General features: G+C 35.4%; 20 protein-coding genes. 14 read left to right on the plus strand and 6 right to left on the minus strand.

Features of this window, described 5'->3' with window-relative positions; all coding sequences use genetic code 11:
* Positions 1-85 precede the first annotated feature (85 nt).
* Positions 86-1294 carry an NADP-dependent malic enzyme gene (locus LG296_RS08050; RefSeq protein WP_404427889.1) on the plus strand — a complete coding sequence of 403 codons (1209 nt, stop codon included), beginning with the start codon at positions 86-88 and terminating at the stop codon, positions 1292-1294.
* A 134-nt stretch (positions 1295-1428) separates the two neighbouring features.
* Here the strand turns inward: LG296_RS08050 and pepF are convergent, their stop codons facing one another.
* Positions 1429-3234: an oligoendopeptidase F gene (gene pepF / locus LG296_RS08055; RefSeq protein WP_404427890.1), complete on the minus strand. Its 1806-nt coding sequence runs from the start codon at positions 3232-3234 to the stop codon at positions 1429-1431.
* A gap of 143 nt (positions 3235-3377) precedes the next feature.
* On the opposite strand from pepF, the gene LG296_RS08060 reads away from it, so the two are divergent.
* From LG296_RS08060 to LG296_RS08070, 3 genes are all read left to right on the plus strand, one after another.
* Entirely contained in the window at positions 3378-3896 is a 519-nt protein-coding gene (locus LG296_RS08060; protein WP_251400559.1) for a YaiI/YqxD family protein, read from the plus strand.
* 1 nt (position 3897) lies between these two features.
* Positions 3898-5217 (plus strand): D-serine ammonia-lyase, encoded by a 1320-nt coding sequence (locus tag LG296_RS08065; protein ID WP_404427891.1) that lies wholly within the window; start codon positions 3898-3900, stop codon positions 5215-5217.
* A 99-nt stretch (positions 5218-5316) separates the two neighbouring features.
* Positions 5317-6888 carry a histidine kinase N-terminal 7TM domain-containing protein gene (locus LG296_RS08070; protein WP_251400556.1) on the plus strand — a complete coding sequence of 524 codons (1572 nt, stop codon included), beginning with the start codon at positions 5317-5319 and terminating at the stop codon, positions 6886-6888.
* A 51-nt stretch (positions 6889-6939) separates the two neighbouring features.
* Here the strand turns inward: LG296_RS08070 and LG296_RS08075 are convergent, their stop codons facing one another.
* Positions 6940-7767, minus strand: a complete 828-nt coding sequence (locus LG296_RS08075; protein ID WP_404427979.1) for a squalene/phytoene synthase family protein — start codon at positions 7765-7767, stop codon at positions 6940-6942.
* Between the two features lie 327 nt (positions 7768-8094).
* On the opposite strand from LG296_RS08075, the gene LG296_RS08080 reads away from it, so the two are divergent.
* From LG296_RS08080 to LG296_RS08095, 4 genes are all read left to right on the plus strand, one after another.
* Entirely contained in the window at positions 8095-9156 is a 1062-nt protein-coding gene (locus tag LG296_RS08080; protein ID WP_404427892.1) for an exonuclease domain-containing protein, read from the plus strand.
* Positions 9157-9409: 253 nt separating this feature from the next.
* Positions 9410-10261 (plus strand): type II pantothenate kinase, encoded by an 852-nt coding sequence (coaW, locus tag LG296_RS08085; protein WP_404427893.1) that lies wholly within the window; start codon positions 9410-9412, stop codon positions 10259-10261.
* A gap of 280 nt (positions 10262-10541) precedes the next feature.
* The gene (locus LG296_RS08090; RefSeq protein WP_404427894.1) at positions 10542-10862 is read left to right on the plus strand and encodes an STAS domain-containing protein; all 321 of its coding nucleotides are present in this window, start codon (positions 10542-10544) and stop codon (positions 10860-10862) included.
* Between the two features lie 502 nt (positions 10863-11364).
* Complete coding sequence (locus LG296_RS08095) at positions 11365-12819, plus strand: DHA2 family efflux MFS transporter permease subunit (protein ID WP_404427895.1); 1455 nt, start codon at positions 11365-11367, stop codon at positions 12817-12819.
* Between the two features lie 444 nt (positions 12820-13263).
* Here LG296_RS08095 and LG296_RS08100 read toward each other — a convergent pair whose 3' ends face one another.
* A complete protein-coding gene (locus tag LG296_RS08100; protein WP_404427896.1) occupies positions 13264-13653 on the minus strand; it encodes an RNase H family protein in 390 nt (129 codons plus the stop codon).
* A gap of 155 nt (positions 13654-13808) precedes the next feature.
* Here LG296_RS08100 and LG296_RS08105 point away from each other — a divergent pair, with 155 nt between their 5' ends.
* Complete coding sequence (locus LG296_RS08105; protein WP_107934404.1) at positions 13809-14003, plus strand: zinc-finger domain-containing protein; 195 nt, start codon at positions 13809-13811, stop codon at positions 14001-14003.
* 372 nt (positions 14004-14375) lie between these two features.
* On the opposite strand, the gene LG296_RS08110 is transcribed toward LG296_RS08105, so the two are convergent.
* Positions 14376-15359 (minus strand): SEC-C metal-binding domain-containing protein, encoded by a 984-nt coding sequence (locus LG296_RS08110; protein WP_404427897.1) that lies wholly within the window; start codon positions 15357-15359, stop codon positions 14376-14378.
* A 361-nt stretch (positions 15360-15720) separates the two neighbouring features.
* Here LG296_RS08110 and LG296_RS08115 point away from each other — a divergent pair, with 361 nt between their 5' ends.
* The 3 genes from LG296_RS08115 (at position 15721) to LG296_RS08125 (ending at position 17710) form a co-directional block, all read left to right on the plus strand.
* Positions 15721-16395, plus strand: coding sequence for a phosphopantothenoylcysteine decarboxylase (locus LG296_RS08115; protein ID WP_404427898.1), 675 nt, complete (start codon positions 15721-15723; stop codon positions 16393-16395).
* A 74-nt stretch (positions 16396-16469) separates the two neighbouring features.
* A complete protein-coding gene (locus LG296_RS08120) occupies positions 16470-17228 on the plus strand; it encodes a VOC family protein (RefSeq protein ID WP_404427899.1) in 759 nt (252 codons plus the stop codon).
* 113 nt (positions 17229-17341) lie between these two features.
* Entirely contained in the window at positions 17342-17710 is a 369-nt protein-coding gene (locus LG296_RS08125; RefSeq protein ID WP_404427900.1) for a hypothetical protein, read from the plus strand.
* Positions 17711-17908: 198 nt separating this feature from the next.
* Here the strand turns inward: LG296_RS08125 and LG296_RS08130 are convergent, their stop codons facing one another.
* Positions 17909-18508, minus strand: a complete 600-nt coding sequence (locus tag LG296_RS08130) for a YitT family protein (RefSeq protein WP_404427901.1) — start codon at positions 18506-18508, stop codon at positions 17909-17911.
* Positions 18509-18714: 206 nt separating this feature from the next.
* Here LG296_RS08130 and LG296_RS08135 point away from each other — a divergent pair, with 206 nt between their 5' ends.
* Positions 18715-19878: a substrate-binding domain-containing protein gene (locus tag LG296_RS08135; protein WP_404427902.1), complete on the plus strand. Its 1164-nt coding sequence runs from the start codon at positions 18715-18717 to the stop codon at positions 19876-19878.
* Positions 19879-20068: 190 nt separating this feature from the next.
* Here LG296_RS08135 and LG296_RS08140 read toward each other — a convergent pair whose 3' ends face one another.
* Positions 20069-20269, minus strand: coding sequence for a cold-shock protein (locus LG296_RS08140; RefSeq protein ID WP_107934419.1), 201 nt, complete (start codon positions 20267-20269; stop codon positions 20069-20071).
* 185 nt (positions 20270-20454) lie between these two features.
* Here LG296_RS08140 and LG296_RS08145 point away from each other — a divergent pair, with 185 nt between their 5' ends.
* Positions 20455-22128, plus strand: coding sequence for a formate--tetrahydrofolate ligase (locus tag LG296_RS08145; protein WP_404427904.1), 1674 nt, complete (start codon positions 20455-20457; stop codon positions 22126-22128).
* The last annotated feature ends 91 nt before the right edge of the window (positions 22129-22219 follow it).

The raw sequence follows: 22219 nt of genomic DNA on the forward strand, positions 1-22219 counted from the left end.
ATTTCCATTTGACTTTAACGGATTAAAGCTCTATCATTCTGAAATATAAAGTTTTTAGAAAATTCTAACAGATAGGGTGGATATTATGGATATAATGAAAAAATCGATTGAAATGCATGGTCAGCACAAAGGGAAATTGGAGATAGTTTCAAAAGTTTCCTTAGTAGACTCATATGATTTGAGTTTAGCTTATTCACCAGGAGTTGCTGCACCCTGTCTAGAAATTGAAAAAAATCGTTCTCATGTCTATGATTACACGGTTAAAGGGAACCTTGTTGCAGTTGTAACTGATGGTACGGCAGTATTAGGCTTAGGTGATATTGGTCCTGAGGCAGCACTTCCAGTAATGGAAGGCAAAGCCTTATTATTAAAACGATTTAGTAATGTAGATGCTGTTCCTATTTGTTTAGACACAAAGGATATCGACGAAATTGTTCGAACAGTAAAAATTATCTCACCAGCATTTGGTGCCATTAATCTAGAAGATATCTCTGCACCACGATGCTTTGAGATAGAGGAACGTTTACGTAGAGAATGTAATATCCCTGTATTTCATGATGATCAGCATGGGACGGCAATTGTAGTAGGAGCAGGGTTACAAAACGCGTTAAAAATCGTTAAGAAAGACAATGAAAACACTAAAATTGTCATTAATGGGGCAGGGGCAGCTGGAATAGCAATTCTACGAATACTGCTTCAACGTGGTTTTAAAAATATTGTGATGTGTGATTCAACCGGCATTATATATAGTGGTAGAGAAAAAGGGATGAATCCTCATAAAGAAAATATTGCTCATTTAACGAACCCTAACAAATTACAAGGAGATCTAGGCGAGGCACTTGTAGGGGCAGATGTGTTCATCGGTGTATCTGTAGCTAATCTGTTAACAAAAGAACATATTGACTCTATGAACAACGATCCAATCGTGTTTGCTTTAGCTAATCCAAATCCAGAAATCACATATGAAAATGCGAAAAAATGGGGTGTACGAATTATTGGTACTGGCCGTTCAGACTATCCAAACCAAGTAAATAATGTATTAGCTTTCCCAGGAATCTTTAAAGGGGCGCTAGAGGTAAGAGCTACGGATATTAACGAGGAGATGAAACAGGCAGCTGTAGAAGCAATCGCATCCCTCGTATCTGAACAAGAGCTTTCTGAAGAATACATCATTCCAAAAGCGATGGATGAAAGGGTAGCGTTAGCAGTAGCAAAAGCGGTGGGGAATGCTGCGGTTCAGTCTGGTGTTTCAGATTTATATCCACAATTGATGGAGGATGAAGTTGTGATTTAATAGTAGAAGCTAGAGGAGAATTGATACGTCCAATCTAGTCCATCAAAATGAAATGTAATAGCCCTATTTTTTATAAATGGATCAAAAAAAGGTGTCTTAACTAGTTAGTCGAGACACCTTTCCATAATTATAAATTAAACATTTTCCACTGCTAGTTCTTCAGATAATGCCTCTAATTGGTCGATTAATGAACCAATATAAGCAATTGTATCTTTTAATGGTTTTTCTGTTGTAATATCTACACCAGCCATTTTAGCTAATTCAACAGGAGATTTTGTTCCGCCTGCCTTTAGAACTTTAAGCCAATCCTGTACTGCTGGCTCGCCTTCGTTAAGAATACGTTGTGATACTTGAGTTGCGATTGTTAAACCAGCTGAATACGTATATGGATATAAGCCCATGTAATAGTGAGGCTGACGCATCCAAGTTAACTCTGCACCTTCTGTGATTTCAACAGTGTCACCCCAGAAGTCTTCTAATACTTCGCGTTTTAGCTTATTTAGGATAGAAGCATTTACACTTCCGCCGCCATCAATGATTTCATAGACTTTACGCTGGTAAGCTGCCTCTAATAAATGTGTAACAAAGTTATGGTAATAAGTACGAGCGATAATTGTTGAAATTACCCAACGCTTGAAGCGTGCATCACTCGAGTTGGATAATAGGTGATTCGCCATTAACATCTCATTCATAGTAGATGGTGCTTCGATGAAGTATAGAGATGGTCTTGAGTTAAAGATATTTTGCTCTTTTTGAGCTATATAGAAATGACCCGCATGCCCTAATTCGTGAGCAAGTACAAATACTTCATTCATTCGGCTTGTCCAAGAAATTAAGATATATGGATGCTTTCCATAGGGACTAGAACAAAAGGCACCAGTTGATTTTCCTTCGTTTTGAGCGAAGTCAATCCAACGCTCTTCAAATGAACGGTCCAGCATGTTTTGGTAATCTTCACCAAGGATTGATAAACCATCGTTCATATACTTACGAGATTCTTCAATTGAAATTTTTGGCTCATAAGTTGGATCTAGTGAAATCTTTAAATCAGCAAAAGTTATTTTATCTAGGCCATGCTCTTTTTGTAAAAGCTTAGCATAGCGACGCATATGCGGAGCTAATTCTTTGGTAATTAAATCGATTTGACGATTATAAAGCTCGCGATCTACCTCTTGGTCAAATAGCAGGGAATCGAAAATAGAATCATAGCCACGTAGATCAGAATCTGTTTTTTCAATTTTTAAATGTGTATCATACGTTTTAGCTGTAGTGTTTTGATAGTCACGTAGTTTGTTTGAGAAGGCAGCAAATGCGGCACGTCGGATCTCCGTATCGCTTTCTAATTCCCAATCACCCTCGAATGAGTTATAGCTAAGAGGGAAGCTTTGGCCATTCACTTCGAAATTATCAAACTTAATATCTACTAATTTTGTAGTGTTATAAAGTCCATAAGGGGCATCGAAAGTCGTACCGAAAGCAGCTAATGCTTTTTCAGCCTCAGGATGCAATTGGTAAGGCTTCTTTTTAATTAAGTTATCGATGTAGTGCTCAAATTGTGGTGCTAGGCCTTTTGCTTCTGTTAAAACAGCTTCATCTAGTAACAGTAGTTCACTTGTAATAAATGAAAGCTGGGCACTAATTTTTGAGAAGTTTTGGCCAACTTTTGCTGAACGCAATTGCGACTCATCATTTGTTTGATCTTCACTTAATGATAGGCTTGAATACGTGCCGACAGGAATAAGTGCTTCATAAAGTGTTTGATAGGCTGTAATCACATTAACAGCATCCTGTGCACTCTTAATTTTCCCTTTGAATTCTTGCTCGATGTCACTCGCTTTTGTTAATAATGCTTCAATTGCTTCTTCAAAAAGCTGCTCTGATTCAAATAAAGGAGTTAAATCCCAAGTTTCTTCAACTTTTACTTCGCTTCTTTTTAGCATTCTTTTCCCTCCATTAATTCCGATATTCGAAATAAATTGTATCATATTTATCTGAAAATGAACATCCATTGATAGAAAATTCTAAACTTTATATTTGATTATGAAATAAATGACTTTTTCAAGAATCATTATTAAAATTAGAGATGAAGACATTCAACAAAACGCAGAAAAAATCCTTTATAAAGGAGGAAAAATTTATTTTACAATTACTAATTGATGCAGATGCTTGTCCGGTCATAGATTTAGCTCTTTCGATTTCAAGAGGGTACGACATTAAATCAACCTTGTTTTGCGATACATCACACCGAATTGAAAGAGAAAATGCAATAACAGTTATGGTTCCTAAAGGGGCTGATTCAGTTGATTTTAAGCTAGTAAATGCGATTAACAAATATGATATTGTCATTACACAGGACTATGGACTTGCAGCGATGTGTATAGCAAAAGGCGCATTTGTTGTCGATCAAAATGGTAGAGAGATGTCATCCGATAATATTGACCAATTGCTTGCTTTTCGATATGAAAGTGCCAAAATACGAAGAGCTGGGGGACGTACGAAGGGCCCAAAAAAACGTACAGCACAAAATAATCTTTCCTTTGAAAAATCCTTTCAACAAATTTGTGAAAAAGCAGTATCAACTAAAGCAAAGGCGGAGAATTAAAATGGCTGAAAATATTTCGGTAAATAAACTTCTTCAAGAATTCCCTTTACTAGAAGATCTCCAATCATTAAAAACTGTTTTATGGTTGAACGAAAATAAGGGAAAGAATCCTGCTCTTGAAGCTGAGTTTAGCTTTAAGGAAGTCTTAGAGGCTGAGCAAAGACTAAATCGTTTTTCGTCCTATATAAGAGTAGCTTTTCCTGAGACTGTAGCTTCAAAAGGGATTATTGAATCTAATATCCGAGAGATACCCGCGATGAGTAAATGGATTGAAGCAAGATGTAATTCGAATTTTGCCGGTAAGCTGCTACTGAAATGCGATCATGATTTACCGATTTCAGGCTCTATAAAGGCTAGAGGCGGAATCTATGAAGTGCTCAAGTATGCAGAGGAGCTTGCGATTGAAAATAACTTACTCGACTATCATGATGACTATGCAAGGTTAAATAAAGACTCCTTCCATCAATTTTTTAATCGCTATAAATTAGCAGTCGGCTCAACTGGGAATTTAGGGTTAAGTATAGGGATTATGGGGGCAAAGCTAGGCTTTCAAGTAACAGTTCATATGTCCAGTGATGCAAAAGCATGGAAAAAACAGCTGCTACGTGAAAAAGGTGTTGAAGTAATTGAATACTCATCTGACTATAGTAAAGCGGTTGAAGAAGGTAGAAAACAAGCTGCGCTGAATCCGATGTGCCATTTTATTGATGATGAAAATTCCAAGGCACTTTTTGCAGGCTATGCAGTAGCAGCTCTAAGACTAAAAAAACAGTTACACGATGCAAATATAATCGTCGACGCCGACCATCCTTTATTCGTCTATTTGCCGTGTGGTGTAGGGGGAGGTCCTGGAGGCGTTTCTTATGGTTTAAAGAAGATTTATGGGGACAATGTTCATCTTTTCTTTGGAGAACCAACTGAATCTCCATGTATGCTGCTCGGGATGATGACCGGCCACCATGACGAAATTTCAGTAGCCGATCTAGGTTTAACAAATCAAACAGAAGCAGATGGACTTGCTGTAGGTAGAGCCTCTAAATTTGTTGGTAAGATGATGGAGCCAATTCTAAGTGGCTGTTATACAGTAGAAGACTCCTTTTTGTTTAAAAGTATGAGAGCTATATGGGAAGAGGAGCAAATTTTTATGGAGCCGTCAGCCCATGCAGCTGTGTTTGGTCCAATCGCATTATTTAACGAAGGCATGTCCTATTTAGAGCAAAATATCGTAAATCCGGAGAATGCAACTCACTTAATCTGGTCAACAGGTGGTAATATGGTCCCGGAAGAGCAAAGGCAGGAATTTTTAAAGAAGAAAGTATAATGTGAAGGGTATATTTATAAGGAAAAAATTACTAGTCAGCCTCTGGAAATGAGTTATATAATAAAAGAAAATTGATTTTATCTAGTTTGGAGAATATAAATGGTCGATGAGTTAAATTTTTATAGACTGCTAATAATCCTGGCAGGTGTTTTAAGCTTATTTTTTTCAATCTTTTCGTATTTTAAGCTTAAAAACGCACCAGGTGCCCGACATTATACAATTGTTACGTTATTATCAGCTATATTCACCTTTTCCTACGCTTTTGAATTAGCAAGTACCACGCTCAAGGAAATTAGGTTTTGGCTTGGAATTGAGTATATCGTGATGCCTTTTATACCGGGCTTTATATTATTGATGTGCTTTGAGTATGTGGGCATTAAGCTAAGACAAAGGCATGTATTTCTTTTGTTTGGCGTCCCATTAATAACTACCTTTATGCATCATACAAATGAACTTCATCATTTATATTATGTAACTGTTGGGTTATTAGTTGAAGCTCCTTTTCCAATTATTGATTTAGAATATGGTCCCTTTTTCTATTTACATTCTATTTATTTATTTTTATGTCTTTCAATTAGTATAATTGTCTTGCTGTTACAGATAAAAAACTCGCTACTTCAGTTTCGAATTCAGCTTTTAACAATGGTTGCAGGATTATTTGTCCCCATTTTAGCAAATTCCTTTTATTTAAATAATTTGAGTCCATACGGAATAGATTTAGGGCCAGTTTCTATGAGTGTCTCGTTTATTCTTCATGGGATAGCACTATTTACATTTAAAATGTTTAATGTCGTACCTATGGCAAGAGAAAGGGTATTTGATAATATGCATGAGGGAGTGATCGTTTTAGATCAAAATGACCGTATCGTCGACTTTAATAGGGCAATCCTTCGTATAATTCCATCATTCAATTCTTTTTCTATTGGTAAGGGTATTCAGCTGGCGCTTGCACAAGAGCATGTCAGGCTTGCCGATCTTATTTCAAGTGGGAAAGAGTGCGAATATGAGCATATTGATGGAATTAAAAGCGAGCATTATCAAGTGCGGTTTTCACAAGTTGTGAATAGAAAGGGTACTGCTATAAGCAATATTATTACCTTTGTCAACATTACTGAAACAGTAGAGATGCAGAGACAGCTCAGAATACTAGCAAATTATGATGGTTTAACAAAGGTTTGCAATAGAAGGTTTTTTATGGAACAATCTGTTAACATTTTAGAATCGATTATAAAAAAAGAAAAAAACGCTTCGTTGATAATGTTTGATATAGATCATTTTAAAATGATTAATGATACATATGGACATGAGGCGGGGGATATCGTCTTATCCGAAATAGCCAATTTAGTTAAATTTAGCATTCGACCAGAGGATTTGATTGGCCGCTATGGGGGGGAAGAGTTTATTATTCTTTTACCTGCACTAGATTCGAAAGATGCATTGGAATTAGCAAATACAATTAGGACTAGTATCACAGAAACGCTTATAAGGATTGATAACAATAACATTAGAGTAACGGCCAGCTTTGGGATTTCTCCTATTCTAATTACACCTGTAGAGCAGGGAGAAGTGTTTAAAGAAGCGTTAAGAAATGCTGACCATGCTCTTTATGAAGCTAAGAGAAGTGGTAGAAACAATGTGCAAGTATTTAAAGAGGAAATACCAACTGCATAACAGAAAGAATGGAGAGGTCTCATGTATATTAGAAACCTCTCCATTTCCTATCTAGTCTGCTTGAATTTCTTCTACAGTTTTTTCTACCTCTGCACGAGACATTTTTTCTTTGCCTTCTTTTAGAGATTTTAATGTCTTATGTGCTAAAGCAAGAGGTAGTCGGCAGAATAGCATGATCGTACGTTTATTAATATCCTTCATGTATAAATCAGCTTTTTCTAAATTTTCCTCTGCATAAGCAAATAGGTCATTCCTTGTCCAGCCTTCTGGCACAAAGCTTACACTACGTTCACGGTAATCCTCTTCCTGGTTTCGTAAAATATTTACTAATTGAAGTCCTCGACCATAGCTAATAGCTAATTCGCGATCAGTTTTAACGCCTGCATTCCATTCCCATAGCTCTGACAGCATTACCCCAACTAACCCAGCGACATAGTAAGTGTACTCGTCTAGATCTTCTTTTGTATGGACCTTGAAATCATTCTTCGCCCATTTTCCCATACCTTCAGCCATCTCACTTGTGGAAGTCTTAACGATTTTTTCAGAACCTGGTGGAAGAAGGGTAATCCAATCTGCCAGACGTAATGTAACTTCTGTTAAATATTCTTGTACAGGTTTTATAATTTCAAAATACTTTTGCTCGTTAAATTGTTCTTCCTTTAAAAGCTCACTTACACCATTTAAAATCGTATGCTTTAACTCACCTGTAACTTCAGGATGCTCGTTATCTTCAATCTCATCGATAGCTCTCATCATTAAATAGGCATTAGCAACTGCAGCCTTTAGCTCTTTTTGCAAGAATGTAATCGGAATATAAAATGTACGGCTAGTTTCTTTTAATACTCGCATTGCATCTTTTTGGAGTTCTTTATCAGACATTTTGAATTTCCTTTCGTTCATAAAATCCATCTATATAATGGTACCTTAAATTCCTTAAAATGAAAAATAGATAATATAATTTTTTGTAAATCCATTTCAACTCTTAAGGATTTGATAGAAGGATATACCGACAGATTATGGGTGTATATTCTATTGAAAATGAGTGATATAATGTGTTTTATGACATACACATGTCATTATTTTTCGGTAATGTTACAATTAGATTAATAGAATGTAAATTATTCTTAAATTACATTTAAATGCGACTTCTTAGTTTTTACAATAAGACAGGTAGAGACCTGTTTCAACAGTTAAGGTGGAATGATGGTGCGTAAATACACATACATATTTATCGACGTAGAGGCTACATTGATACGTGGTAAACAGAACATTATTGAAATCGGGGCCATAAAACGGTTACCAGATGGAACAACTGAAGAGTTTTCGCAGCTTATTCAACCATATAAATTTCGAAAATTAAATGCTCATATTCAAAAATTAACAGGGATTTCAACTGAAGAATTATTAAGAGCTCCCTCCATAAAAGAAGTGATGCCACAATTTATGAAGTGGTGCGCGGGAGATGCAATCTTAGTTGCCTTTGGTGAATTTGACCGTAAAGTGCTAGAAGACGAATTAGTGCGGTATGACTTGGATACAAGCTTCCTATATCCCTTCGTAGATTTCCAGCAAAAATATATGATTGAAAACAAACAGAAAGAGCAGCCAAGTCTACTAAAATTATTAGAAACTTATAACATTGAAGTAGATATACAGCATCGTGCATTAGCTGATGCTATAAGTCTGTTTAATATATTCAAAGAAATTAATGGGGAACAGTTAATTGAAAAACAACAAACAAACGAATTTGGTCTTGTTCTAAGCGAATTTAGACAGCAGGAGGAAGTTTACGATTTATTCCTGACTTATATTGTAGGTGAAATCACTCCAGCTGGTACTGTTGACATTCAATCTGTTCAATCGATTAATAAACAATTAGCCTATGAAACAATAGAAGAACAACGTGAAATAACTGAAGGTGTAACTGAGACAGTGCAACGTACTATTATACATTCAAGTAGTGAGGTAGAAGTTTTTATAAAGAATATTATTGCTGATGTCGAAACCAAAGTACTTATTACTCGAAGTGGTCTTAAACAGCTATCAAAGATTAACCGTTTACATCGTGCAGTTTTCCCTAAAACAGAAGCCATGACATTACAACAAATTTTACAGACAGAAGAAGCTGTAAATGAATTCACCTTGAATAGCCTGACAATTCCATCTTACGAAAATAAACTTTACACTTTGCTAAAAAAATATGAACCACATATCGTAAATGAATTTGAGAAAAGGCTTCTCTTTAAAAAAGAAGAAATACATATTTAGTATTAGCTAATCTTTACTAAAGGATACGTGAGGTATGATTCTTCTGGTATATAAGTTAATTATATTTTAAGATAAAATAATTGCACGATAAATCAAAGAAAGTTAAAGTTTAGTGAGGGATACAGTCTAGCTACCAAGCAAATTGATATTCTTTTATTTGCAGGGTCAGTTGAACTAACAGGCATTAGCTTGCAGCTTCAATCCAAAGAATTGGGTGTTACTGCAAGTTATTGCAGGTCAAAGGAGAACGGTTATGCAAAATGTAATAGGTATTGATGCTGGGGGAACTTTAACTAAAATAGCTTATATAAATGAGCAAAATGAAATGGATTTTGTTGTATTTCCTTCAAATGATTTTTCACAGGTAAAGGCCTGGATTGAAGGTCATCCACATATAGAAGAAATAGGTTTAACAGGTGGGCGAACAAAACAGCTTTTAGATGTATTAAAAACAATGAAGTCAATTCAATATTTAGTAGAGTTTGAAGCTACTTTTAAAGGTGTTAAGTATTTGCTGGAGAAAAATGGCCATAACATTGAACAGTCCGTTATTACGAACATTGGTACAGGAACATCCATTCACTACTTGGATGGGGATAGTCATATGCGTGTTGGTGGAACAGGCGTCGGTGGAGGTACACTAACAGGACTTTCAACGATTGTTACTGGAATTTCAGATTTTGATGAAATTACTGCTAACGCATCCATTGGTAGCCGAGAAGGAATTGATTTATTCGTTAAGGATATATTTAAAGGGATGGAGCCACCTATCGAAGGGCATTTAACAGCAAGTAATTTTGGAAACGTTAACATCCTTAAGGAGAAAAAACACGAAACGAATGACCTTTTAGCAACGATTCAAGGTTTAGTCGGTGAGGTTATTACGACCTTGAGCATTCAATTTGCAGAAGAAAAAAGATGTGAAAGTATCATTTATATTGGTTCAACCTTAACAAATAACGAGCATTTAAAACAGGTTATTGCTAACTATACAATTTTAAAAAAGCATACACCCATATTCTTAAACGATTGTGGATTTACAGGTGCAATCGGCGCTTTACTATACAAGGTAGAACTTTCTAACACAATTGAATCACCAAATTAATTTTTTTAAAATAGAACTTCCTGTTTTGTGGGAGTTCTATTTTTATTTACTCCATTAAATCTGACTAATCTTATAGAGCTTTTGAGCACTATCCATGAAAAGAAGGAAAGTGCTTATATTGTATTTAATAACACCAAACTAGAAAGATTGAAATTGAAATCAGTTGGATTATAAAGTGAAAAGGGAGTTTAGTATTATTGGAATTGTTTGAAAGTAGTTAAAAAGGTTTAGTTCTATCGAAAGGGGGAATTAGTAAATTAGCTATTATGGAGGTGGATTTATGAGACTAAGTATACAGTGTCATGAAGCTGAAAATATATTAAAAGGGTTTATCGAAGGTGAAATCGATATTCATACAGCCCCTATATTAATAAATGAATTAGAAATGATTGTTTTGACAGAAGGCTTGTTAATAGAGCTAGATTTGTCTAAAGTGACTTATATGGATAGTAGTGGTCTTGGAGTAATTGTTGCTCTCTATAAAAGACTAATTAAAGAGAAGGTTGATTTGAAATTGCTACTATCTAAACGAATAATGAGAATGTTTAATATTACAGGACTTGGCGAATTTATGAATATTGAATTGAGAAGAGCCAACTAATCTAAGCTAGATTTCTATAAACTTATTAAAGATAGTTACTAGTTAGTAGTGTTTCTTCACACAGGTACTTTTCTATAATTTAAGGAAAGCATTAAGCTAGCACACAGAAGTAGAGTTAGAATATTTCATAAAACCCATTTATCTATGTTAAACTCTAAGGGATGTTATAAATTGGATACATTGAGGTGCTTTGTGCTTTGCTCTATTTTTGGAAAAGGAGAACGCTAATTAGCTGTTAAATTTATGAAGCCACAGATGAATTAATTCAAGCAACTAAAATAAGGGTTGAACACGCTATAACAATGGTGTTGACAAGCATTCCCAAAAATTATATTATGAAAATCCTGCCAAGCGAATGGTTGGCGTAAAATGGAGGGCAATTTTGATTAAGCATCTTTCAAATTTGCCTTCTTTTTGATGGGAATGATTCATGACGCTACATTTCTATAAAACTAGCATTTCTTTTTTTAATTTCATAACAATAAAAGGGGAAAAAACAAAAATGAACATAGATATATCCGCAAACAATGGGTCAACCATTGAAAAAAATAATATAAGAACTGTACCTATTATCGTGTCCTTCTTAATAGCCGGTTTTGTTGGTCTTTTCAGTGAAACAGCGTTAAATATGGCATTAAATAGTCTCATTATTGATTTTGGAATAAAGGAAACTACCGTACAGTGGTTAACAACCGGTTATCTGTTAACGCTGGGTATTTTGGTACCGGTATCTGGTTTGATTTTACAATGGTTTTCAACTAGACAGTTATTTATAGCTTCTCTTATTTTTTCTATAATCGGTACGTTTATAGCGGCCATCGCACCTACTTTTACTGTGCTTATGATTGCTCGAGTAGTTCAGGCTGTTGGGACAGCACTTTTACTACCTCTTATGTTTAATACAATTCTTGTCCTAATCCCCCCGCAAAATCGTGGTAAGATCATGGGGTTAATGGGTCTGGTTATTAGCTTTGCGCCAGCAATAGGACCAACTATCTCTGGTCTGATTCTTAAAACATTAAGCTGGCACTGGATTTTCTGGATTTCTTTACCGTTATTAGGAGTAGCCATTGTATTTGGTAGTTACTATATGCAGAATGTTACTACACCAACAAAACCAAAAATTGATATCCTATCTATTCTATTATCGACTATAGGATTTGGTGGAATAGTATATGGATTTAGTAGTGCTGGAGAAGGTGGGGGCTGGGGAAGCCTTGAAGTAATCATTGCTCTAGTCGCTGGTGTTCTAGGCTTGTTACTATTTACTATTCGTCAGTTAACAATGAAGCAGCCAATCATGGATTTAAGAGCATTTAAATACCCGATGTTTGTAATTGGTTTAATTCTTTTAGTCATCGTGATGATGATCTTGCTTTCTTCCATGATTCTACTACCACTTTACTTACAGACTGTACTTGCACTTAGTACCTTTACAGCAGGATTACTTTTGCTGCCTGGTGGCATAATAAATGGCTTGCTATCTCCAATAATGGGTGGGTTGTTCGATAAATTTGGCCCTAAATGGCTCGTTATTCCTGGATTTGTATTAATTATGGCAGCTTTAATTGGTTTCACTACAATTGACATTGAGACTTCAAAGGGCTTCATTATTGGACTGCTAATTGTGTTAATGATTGGTGTTTCCATGATTATGATGCCAGCTCAAACAAATGGATTAAATCAATTGCCTCCTGAGCTGTATCCACATGGAACAGCCATTATGAATACGTTACAGCAAGTATCTGGAGCAATTGGTACTGCGATTGCTATTTCATTATTAGCGTCGGGAACAAATGCTTATCTGAGCAATCCTGTGGACGCAGTGAACCCATTAAATCCTCTAATCGCATTTACAGAAGGGTTACATAGATCATTTACTTTTGCTATTATTGTAGCTTTAATTGGTTTGGTTCTTGCTTTCTTTGTTAAACGAGTGAATGTAGAGCATAAATAATTCATTGGTGGCCAGCTATAAATTAGATAAAAAGAAGATGCTACCTCGTTAGATTATAATAAATTATTTAGAAATCCTGTGTTTTTATATACGCAGAATTTTTTCTTTTTCCACAATTGAACCATATAGTGAAACAGCAAGGGAGCCATCATAAGTTAGTTGCTGCACAGTGGAGTGGCACCTAACTAAGGTATTTCTTCATAACTTACAAATAAGACAGTAGATAAACTCTTTGAAATTTAGAGTTTACTTACTGTCTTTTTACTTATAAAATACACTTCATTACATTTTATAAATGTTTGTATCATTAATGATTGACTGCACCTGCTAGAACCAATTTTACTTATGCTTTACGACATACCATTTTATTTGCCTTATACAATTAGGTGTGGTTTGCATAGCATATACCAATATAAAATTTTAAAGCGAGTGGCAGGGCAAAGGTCATTTTTCTTTTAGAATAGCCTCTCTAGCTAAAGCATCTGCAGCTTTGTTTTGACTGTCTGGTATCCATTTAATAAAAAACATATCAATGGATTCAATGAGCTGAAGTGCCTTTTCTAAGTATGGCTTATATTCTTCGTTTTTCACATATTGTTTTTCAATAGATGCAACAACGATTTTAGAATCTGAGCGCATCGAGATTAGAGAGGAACCGATTTTTTCTACTTCTTCTAATGCACGATTGAGAGCGATAAATTCAGCGATATGATTGTTTGTTTCTCCTATATACTCACTAATTTTAATGTGATGACCTTCACCTTTTATAAATATCCCAATGCCACTTGGTCCTGGATTACCAGCGCTTGCACCATCAATATAAACTTCTAACAATAAGATCCCCACTTTTTCGAATGAATTATTTCAATTTAACCATATTATATCTTATTGAATAAAAAATAAGTATTTCAAGCCATAGGGTGATCATTTTGACAAATGAAAAATAGAAATAGTAAAATAGGGGAATGCTCGTGTAAAGGGGGAGTATTGTGAATAAAAATACAGTAATCAAGGATATTGATGAATTGACAGACACTTATTGCAACGACTGTCCTATAAAAGGGGATTTACGAAAAAAACGAGGTAAATCAGGTGCACACAGATTTTGCATCGAACATTGTTCTGTTGGGGAACAGTTACAGTTTCTAGGGCAAGAATTGTTAAAAATATATGAAAAAAGGTAAAGAGATAATACTTAATGCCTATAAATAGATTTGATTTTAAAATGATGAATGTAGTATTTGTGTGAAAAGTTATAGAAAAAGTATTCATTTTTTGATATTTATTTGATTTCAGCATTACTTCTTGATAATATATTTTTTGTAAGTACTACCGCTCATAAGCTTAATCGATTAAGTATGAGGAATAGTGCTTTCTTATGAATGAAAAACCCAATAAGGGTTAACAATATATTTGGTTGGTTACCATAGTAGAGATTCTTCTACTCCCTATTAAGTAGGGATAAAAAAGAGGCATATGTTATCACATGTGCCTCTTTTTTTCTATGTAAAAACAAGAAAAGCCCTCTCAAAGGATCAATTGAGAGGGCTAAATTTTTAAACTAAAACAGCATCATATTCTAAAAGCTCTTGATAGTATTTGTTTAGAGATGAAGAGGAAACACCAAAGCTTTCAGCAATTTCTTTAATTGTGAAGGTTACTCCATTCAGTAGATCATTTTCTTGAGCATAACGGATTGCACCTGCAGCAATTGCAGCTGGTTTTCGTGCTTTTGGTTTTTTCTCAACTAAGTAATCCTCAAGCTTTACAAGTAATTCTGGCGCTTCTATAGATTTTTCCTCCAAGAATTGCTTCGCCAAATCAACTACCTCAATTTCAAAGGATGAATATTCTTCACCACTGTAGCCTGAGTCTACAAGACTAACCCAGAAATTCAAATGATTTTTTTGTAGATACTCAGCTACTGAGCTTGTACCATTAAATTGAATTGCAAAGCTATCAAAGGCTTGCTTGTAATTTGTTGGGAAGAAAATCAAAGTTGATACTGCTAAGAAATGATTTTCTTTATCAGATTCATCAGGAAGTAAGAAAGAAAATACTTGCATCCCCTCAGGAATTACGCGATTAGATTCACGACGAATATAAAGCTCTTCCTTTGTTAAAGCATGGACAGCCTTAAAATACTTTTCTTCAATTTCCACAACCTCACCGATAAATAAACTTGGTCGGTACCAGCTATTCAATAGCTCAACCATTTTTGGACGGAGCATTTTCTTCATTGTTCGCTTTATATAATTTTCCCAGATATCCATACGTTTATGGAAGAAAAAATCGTCAAGTGCTACCGCTTCGATTAGTTCACGTTGTAAATGGGCTTCAAGCTTTGGTGACCATTCACTAACTATATCAAGGTAATCCTTAACGTCCTTCTTCTCAGGATAGACGTTATAAAATGTTTGAAGCACACTTTCGATTTCGTCTGAAAATACTTGTTCAGTCGTAACCTGCTGTTTTCCTTCACAACATTTTTTGTATTTTTTCCCACTTCCACATAGGCAAGGGTCATTTCGTCCTATCATGAACAACACTTCCTTCTCAATAATTCTAGTTGAATGTTTAATAGAATAAGCTAATTCGATATTACTATCCAATTATAATAATAACGGCTTTATAATTGGATGGGAAATAATAGTTTATTTTAAACTATTTGAAATATCGGAAATATATTTAAATATATGATTTGAGAATTGAAAATAGACATAAAAAGTATATTTAATAGATTTGGATTTTACTAATTTAGGACTGTTGCGGTTTCAGAAGAAAACTAGCATTAATAGATTTTGAGGGATTTATACTTTTTAATCTTAATGATAACTTTATTTGTAATTATTAATATATAATGGTGATAATGAATTTATCGAGATAAAATAGGTGATTACAGTGAAAACATTAAATGGTAAAAAGGTTTTAATAACAAGTGGCGGTACATTGGAAAAATGGGATAATGTGCGAGGCCATACGAATTTGTCTAAAGGGGCGATGGGCTGCTTTCTTGCAGAGGCTGCCTTAGCTGCTGGAGCCGAGGTGATTTACCTACATGGCTATTTTGCGAAGCTTCCAGAAAATACATCCAAAATGCAATTAGTAGTATTTGAGGGAATTGAGGATCTGGGCTCCAAAATTCAATCAATCGTCCAAAAGGAATTTATTGATTTTGTCATAATGGCTGCAGCTGGCTCTGATTGGATTATTGATAAGGTATATGACACACAGGGAAATCTTATGGAGGAAAAGGGTAAAATGCCTTCAGATGAGCCACCAATCATTCATTTTAAAAAAGCTCCAAAGGTATTGGGGCAGATTAAGGATTGGTCACCTGATACAACCTTAATAGGCTTTAAGCTAGAGGCGACTGATGATATCGATTATTTGATTAGTCGTGCTAAATTGCGAATGGATTCTGCAAAGGCAGAATTTATGGTTGCCAATAGTTCAAAATCACTTTACGGGATGGACGAGCCACATTTTATTGTTTCTAAAAATGGAGAAGTAGTACAAGTGGAAGGAAAAGAAAAAACAGCAAACAAGCTGGTAGAAATATTAACAAATAAATAAAGTCGAACAAACGGGATTTTAGCTGTTCTTTTTTATGTGGAAAAGTGTAATGCATGAATTCAAGGGGGGAGACTGTGTATCTATTAGATCATCTTGTTCATTTTGTAGGAAGACCTGAGCAGCTCGTTGCTTCAACAAGTGAGCTTGGCTTGCATACTGTTAATGGTGGTAAGCATGAAATGTGGGGAACGTATAATTCATTATGTTATTTTGGCTTATCGTATATTGAGTTTATCGGTATTTATGATGAACCTTTGTTTGAGAAATCTGCTCGTGAGCCATACACATTACATGAAACATATAAAAATAAAAACTATCAAAATGGCGTAGTACGACTAGCTTTAAGAACAAATTCTATCGAGAAGGATGCAGAAAGCCTTAAATCCTTAGGCTATGATATTTACGGACCTGAAGAATTTTCGAGAACGCGTCCAGATGGGTCAGTTTTGAGTTGGAAGCTTCTTCATTTTGGTAAAGAAGGACAAGCTCTTGAATTCCCATTTATCATTCAATGGGACGGAGAGGATGAGGCTCGCTATAACGATCTTGTCGAGTCAGGGGCGATTACACCGCATACACTTGGTAATCTTAAATTTAAAGAAATTAAGTTCGAGGTGAAGGACTTATCGATAGCTACAGATTGGGCTAGAGCTTTTGGTTTAGATGTCAAAGAGAGAGGCACTTCTAAAACATTAAATATACCCAATTGTTTATTAACATTTAAACAATCAGCTGATAGTGATAAAATTTCACAAGTAGTTATATCTGGCGCAGCCAAAGAGCAGGATGCCGTAATAGAAGGAACGAAATATATTTTCGAAAGTGAAAAGTAATTGAAGTAGAGCATGTTTTGAGTAAGATTCAAAACATGCTCTTTTTAATGTTGAATTATAGAACATTTGTTCGTATAATGTATTTAATAAGAAAATGAACTAGAGGAAGGTAAGTGAACAGCATGGATTTACCAAATGAAATAAAATCAATGATTCATTTGTATGTAATCTTAGAATTGGCCATTAAATCTGTGAAGCATGATCAGAGATTATTTGAATCCTTTAAGGTGAAACGTCCTTATCTTAACTTTTGTACACAGCAATTAGAAATTTTAAAGGACGAATTTAACCATGTATCAAAATCTCTTTATAAGAGGGGTGTAGCCTACGAAAATTATCAATGCTTCAATCGAAATGAATGTCTCTATAGCTTTAATTTTCGCGGTAACATTATACCCTTTCAGTACACTGGGGAAGTTCTGAAAGGGCAGGTTGAACGGAAAATCAATCTGGTATTAAAAAAAGTAAGTGGGGAAGTGTGATAATTCATGAATAGCATTGAGAACAAATACGGTCTTACTGAACAAGAGCGAAAACAAATAATAGCTGAAATCATGCCAATTCTTGAAGAAAGGTCTAGAGAGGAAATAGAACACGTTCTACATTTAATAGTTAAAAAAGGAACAAAGCCATTTTTGAATTTACCAATCAAAAGGTATTCTCAGCCTTCTAAAAAAATTTTAAGTCCTCACTACATCGACAACAATTGTTGCAATAAAGTAAGTGATGATTGAAACAATTGCACCCATCAGACCGAACAGAAGAAAGGCTACCATGAATATAAAGATGTTGATTATGAAAATAGATTCTCCCACTGAATAAGAGGTTCTTCTAGAAATCAGAATTGCAAGCACGTCTGTCCCATCTATCGCTCCACCATTCCGAAGTACAATTCCTATGCCCATTCCAAGTAAAATAGCACCGATAAAGATTAACAAAAAGGAATTTCCATGAAGAAAGGGAGGAAATGCATCTAAAAGGCCTGTTGAGACAGTCAACGAAATAATGCCTAACATCGTACAGAAAGCGAAACGTTTACCTAATCGTTTATACCCCAAGTAAATAAAAGGAATATTAAGCAAGAAGATAAGCGTGCTTAATGATAAACCTAAACCTTTCGAAAGCATAATTGAAATGCCTGTAATTCCACCGTCGATCAATCCATTGGGAACAAGGATGACTTCAAGACTTATAGCAGCCATAAAAGCACCTGCAATAATCCAAGGAATTTTTGTCAGTAAATCTTTAAGATAATATTTATAGAGTTTTTTTGATCTCAAGTAAGTTCTCCTTATATGTATAGTGGGCATGGGAAAGTACGGATGCTGCCTTCCGATGCCTATACCATAATTATGAGATTGCCCGGAAGAAGATACATAGTCTTTTAAAATATTTAAACAAAGGAAGAATTGCTTGGGAAAAAATGTTATTGTGAGAATAGGGCTATTCATTCTAAGGAGAGAATTATGTAAAAGGAGGTTTTCACTTGGAAAACAATTCAATTTCCGAGCGAGTTTTTATGTCTATTTTTGTATTTATTTCACTGTTGTTTTTTTCAGGACTAGCTGCGTTCTTTACCTTGCTAATGGGGGAAATGCATTATATAGCACTAATTTTTGCAATCGCTTTTGTATTGTTTATAACGTATGTGTTTAATGCCTTTCACTTATTCAAAAAGAAAAAAGGTAAGCTAGTTTTCTTCATAGTCGCCTTTGCTGCAATGGGTATTACATCTATTAAACCAATAGAAGTGGGGTATACAAAGCTATTAGCAACAGTAGATTCCGAGGTTGATATTTATGATTATATGCCATTTTCAAAGGATTCAAAGGCTGCTATCTTAAGTGAGGCGTCTACATTCACCATGAAAGAAAATCTGCCTAGAATTGATGGTGCAACGGCCTTGTACCCATTGTATTCAGCAATTGCACAGGCTACTTATCCAGAAAAAGAATACGATTTACATAGTAGTGAAATCATTGTCACGACAACTCCTAATGCTTACACCAATTTATTCGAAGGAAAAGTGGATATGATTTTCGTCGCAGCACCATCTAAATCACAATTGAATCGAGCGGAATCACTAGGGTTAGATTTAAAGCTGACTCCAATTGGTAGGGAAGCCTTCGTATTTTTTGTGAATAAAAAGAATGATATCGAGGGTTTATCAAGTGAGCAGTTAAAAGGAATATATTCCGGTGAAATCACTAATTGGAATGAGGTTGGAGGCGGGAACGATAGTATTCGTGCTTTTCAAAGACCGGAGGATAGTGGTTCACAGTCAGCTTTACAGTCCTTTATGGGAGAAACCCCAATAATGGAAGCACCTACAGACGATATCGCATCTGCAATGGGTGGTATCATTAGAGAGGTCTCTCAATATAAAAACTTTAAAAATGCAATAGGCTATACTTTTAGATTTTATTCAACTGAGATGGTCCAAAATAACAAAATAAAATTACTTGAAATTGATGGGGTTGCTCCTACTAAGGAAAATATTCGTAATAATAGCTATCCAATTGCTTCGGAATTCTATATAGTGACAGCGGGTTCAAAAAATCCAAATGTAGAAAAACTAATCGACTGGATATTATCACCCGAAGGACAAGAATTAGTTGAAAAAGCAGGTTATGTCCCAGTGAATGATTAGAAAAATGTAATTTGACCGAAAATGTATCTGTTTATGTACATGCTATTGCCAAGCTCTCATTAACCAGCAATTTTTACAGCATAAATATAAAAATGAAGTATCGGCTTTTCGATACTTCATTGCTGTCATTATTATTACGTAAATTTAAATAAAAAAACCAGTCTTACTTGCTTGTCTGACTGGCACCAACTTATAGTTTAACAACATTTGACGCTTGGGGACCGCGATTACCTTCAACAATATCAAATGATACATCTTGTCCCTCATCTAACGTACGAAATCCTTCTTCTTGTATGCCAGTGAAGTGAACGAAAACGTCTTCACCGTCGTTGCATTCAATAAAACCATAGCCCTTTTCATTATTGAACCATTTCACTTTTCCTTGGTGCATAGAGGCGTTCTCCTCCTATATCGTTAGTATGGCATTTATTAATATGGAGCTATTACGAATTAAAATATACATGATTGTAATAATAGTGTCAACATTTTGACATTTCTGCAAGTATAACAGCCCTTTTTGTTTGTCATAAAAAGTTTATAATAAATTTAGACATAGAGAGAAAGTAGGCAGCGAATATGACAACGACTAAAAAATTAACGGATTTACAAATTGCGAGTCAAGCAGAGATGAAGCTAATTACGGAAATTGCAGAGTCTGCTCAAATTCCACTCGATGCAATTGAACAATATGGCAGATATAAAGCCAAAATAGATACAACTAAAATTTCCGGAAGTGCAAAAGGAAAAGTCGTGCTTGTTACAGCAACAAGTCCCACTCCAGCAGGTGAAGGAAAGTCAACTATTACAGTTGGGTTGTCTGATGCGTTAAAGCAACTCGACCAGAAAGTAATTGTGGCATTACGTGAGCCTTCATTAGGACCGGTAATGGGCGTTAAGGGCGGTGCAACAGGTGGAGGGTATTCACAGGTAGTCCCTATGGAGGAAATAAATCTGCATTTTACTGGTGATTTGCACGCAATTACATCGGCAAATAATGCACTAGCAGCTCTTATCGACAATCATATACATCAGGGCAATGAGCTCCAAATTGACCCAAGAAGAATTATATGGAAACGCGTATTAGATATAAACGACCGTTCTCTTCGTAACATTGTAGTAGGGTTAGGTGGACCTATGCAGGGGGTACCAAGAGAAGATGGATTTGATATTACAGTAGCCTCTGAAATTATGGCAATTTTCTGTTTAGCGACAAGCCTAGAAAACCTGAAAGAAAGTCTTGCAAATATTGTAATTGGTTACACCTACATGAAGGAGCCTGTATTTGTTCGTGATTTAAAGGTTGAAGGAGCTCTAACTTTATTGCTAAAGGATGCTTTTAAACCAAATTTAGTACAAACAATAGAAGGTACACCAGCTCTTATTCATGGAGGACCATTTGCTAACATAGCTCATGGCTGTAACTCTATTATTGCAACACAAACTGCACGAAAGCTAGCTGATATCGTTGTTACTGAAGCTGGTTTTGGGGCGGATTTAGGTGCAGAGAAATTTATGAATATTAAGGCACGTCAGGGTGGTTTTGCACCGGATGCTGTAGTTGTTGTTACAACGTTTCGTGCGCTAAAAATGCACGGTGGCGTAACAAAGACTAATTTATCCGAAGAAAACGTTGAGGCTTTAATAAATGGAATTCCGAATCTAGAAAAACATATTCAGACGATACGTGAATTTGGAATCGAACCTGTCGTTGCATTGAACCGTTTTGTTACGGATTCAGAAGCAGAGCTTACTACTATTCTAAACTGGGCTCATGCAAATAATGTGCGAATTTCACGTACAAATGTATGGGAGGAAGGTGGTAAAGGTGGGCTTGAGCTTGCTCAACAGGTGCTTGAGATACTCGAGGAGCCGCAAAACTTTGCGCCACTATATAAGACGACTGACTCTATTGAAGAAAAAATTAATATAATTGTTCAAAGGGTTTATGGTGGTAAAGGAGTACAATTTACAGATCAAGCGAAAAAACAGATGGCTCAAATCGAGCAATTCGATTGGGATGATTTACCGATTTGTATGGCTAAAACCCAATATTCATTATCAGACGATCCAAAGCAGTTAGGTCGCCCGCAAGGATTTACAATCATTGTACGAGAAGTGATTCCTAAATTAGGTGCAGGCTTCCTTGTTTGTTTGACTGGTGACATTATGACAATGCCTGGCTTACCAAAGGAACCAGCAGCTCTACGTATGGACGTAACAGAAGATGGACAAGCACTCGGATTATTCTAAATAGAATCTAAAAACTTTAGAACTCCCTCTTAAGATACTAAATGTTAAGAGGGAGTTCGTTTTATTATTATAAGAGAAAATTTTAGTGGAG

It is taken from the genome of Ureibacillus chungkukjangi, assembly GCF_044795995.1.
In the GTDB taxonomy this organism is placed as follows: Bacteria; Bacillota; Bacilli; order Bacillales_A; family Planococcaceae; genus Ureibacillus; species Ureibacillus chungkukjangi.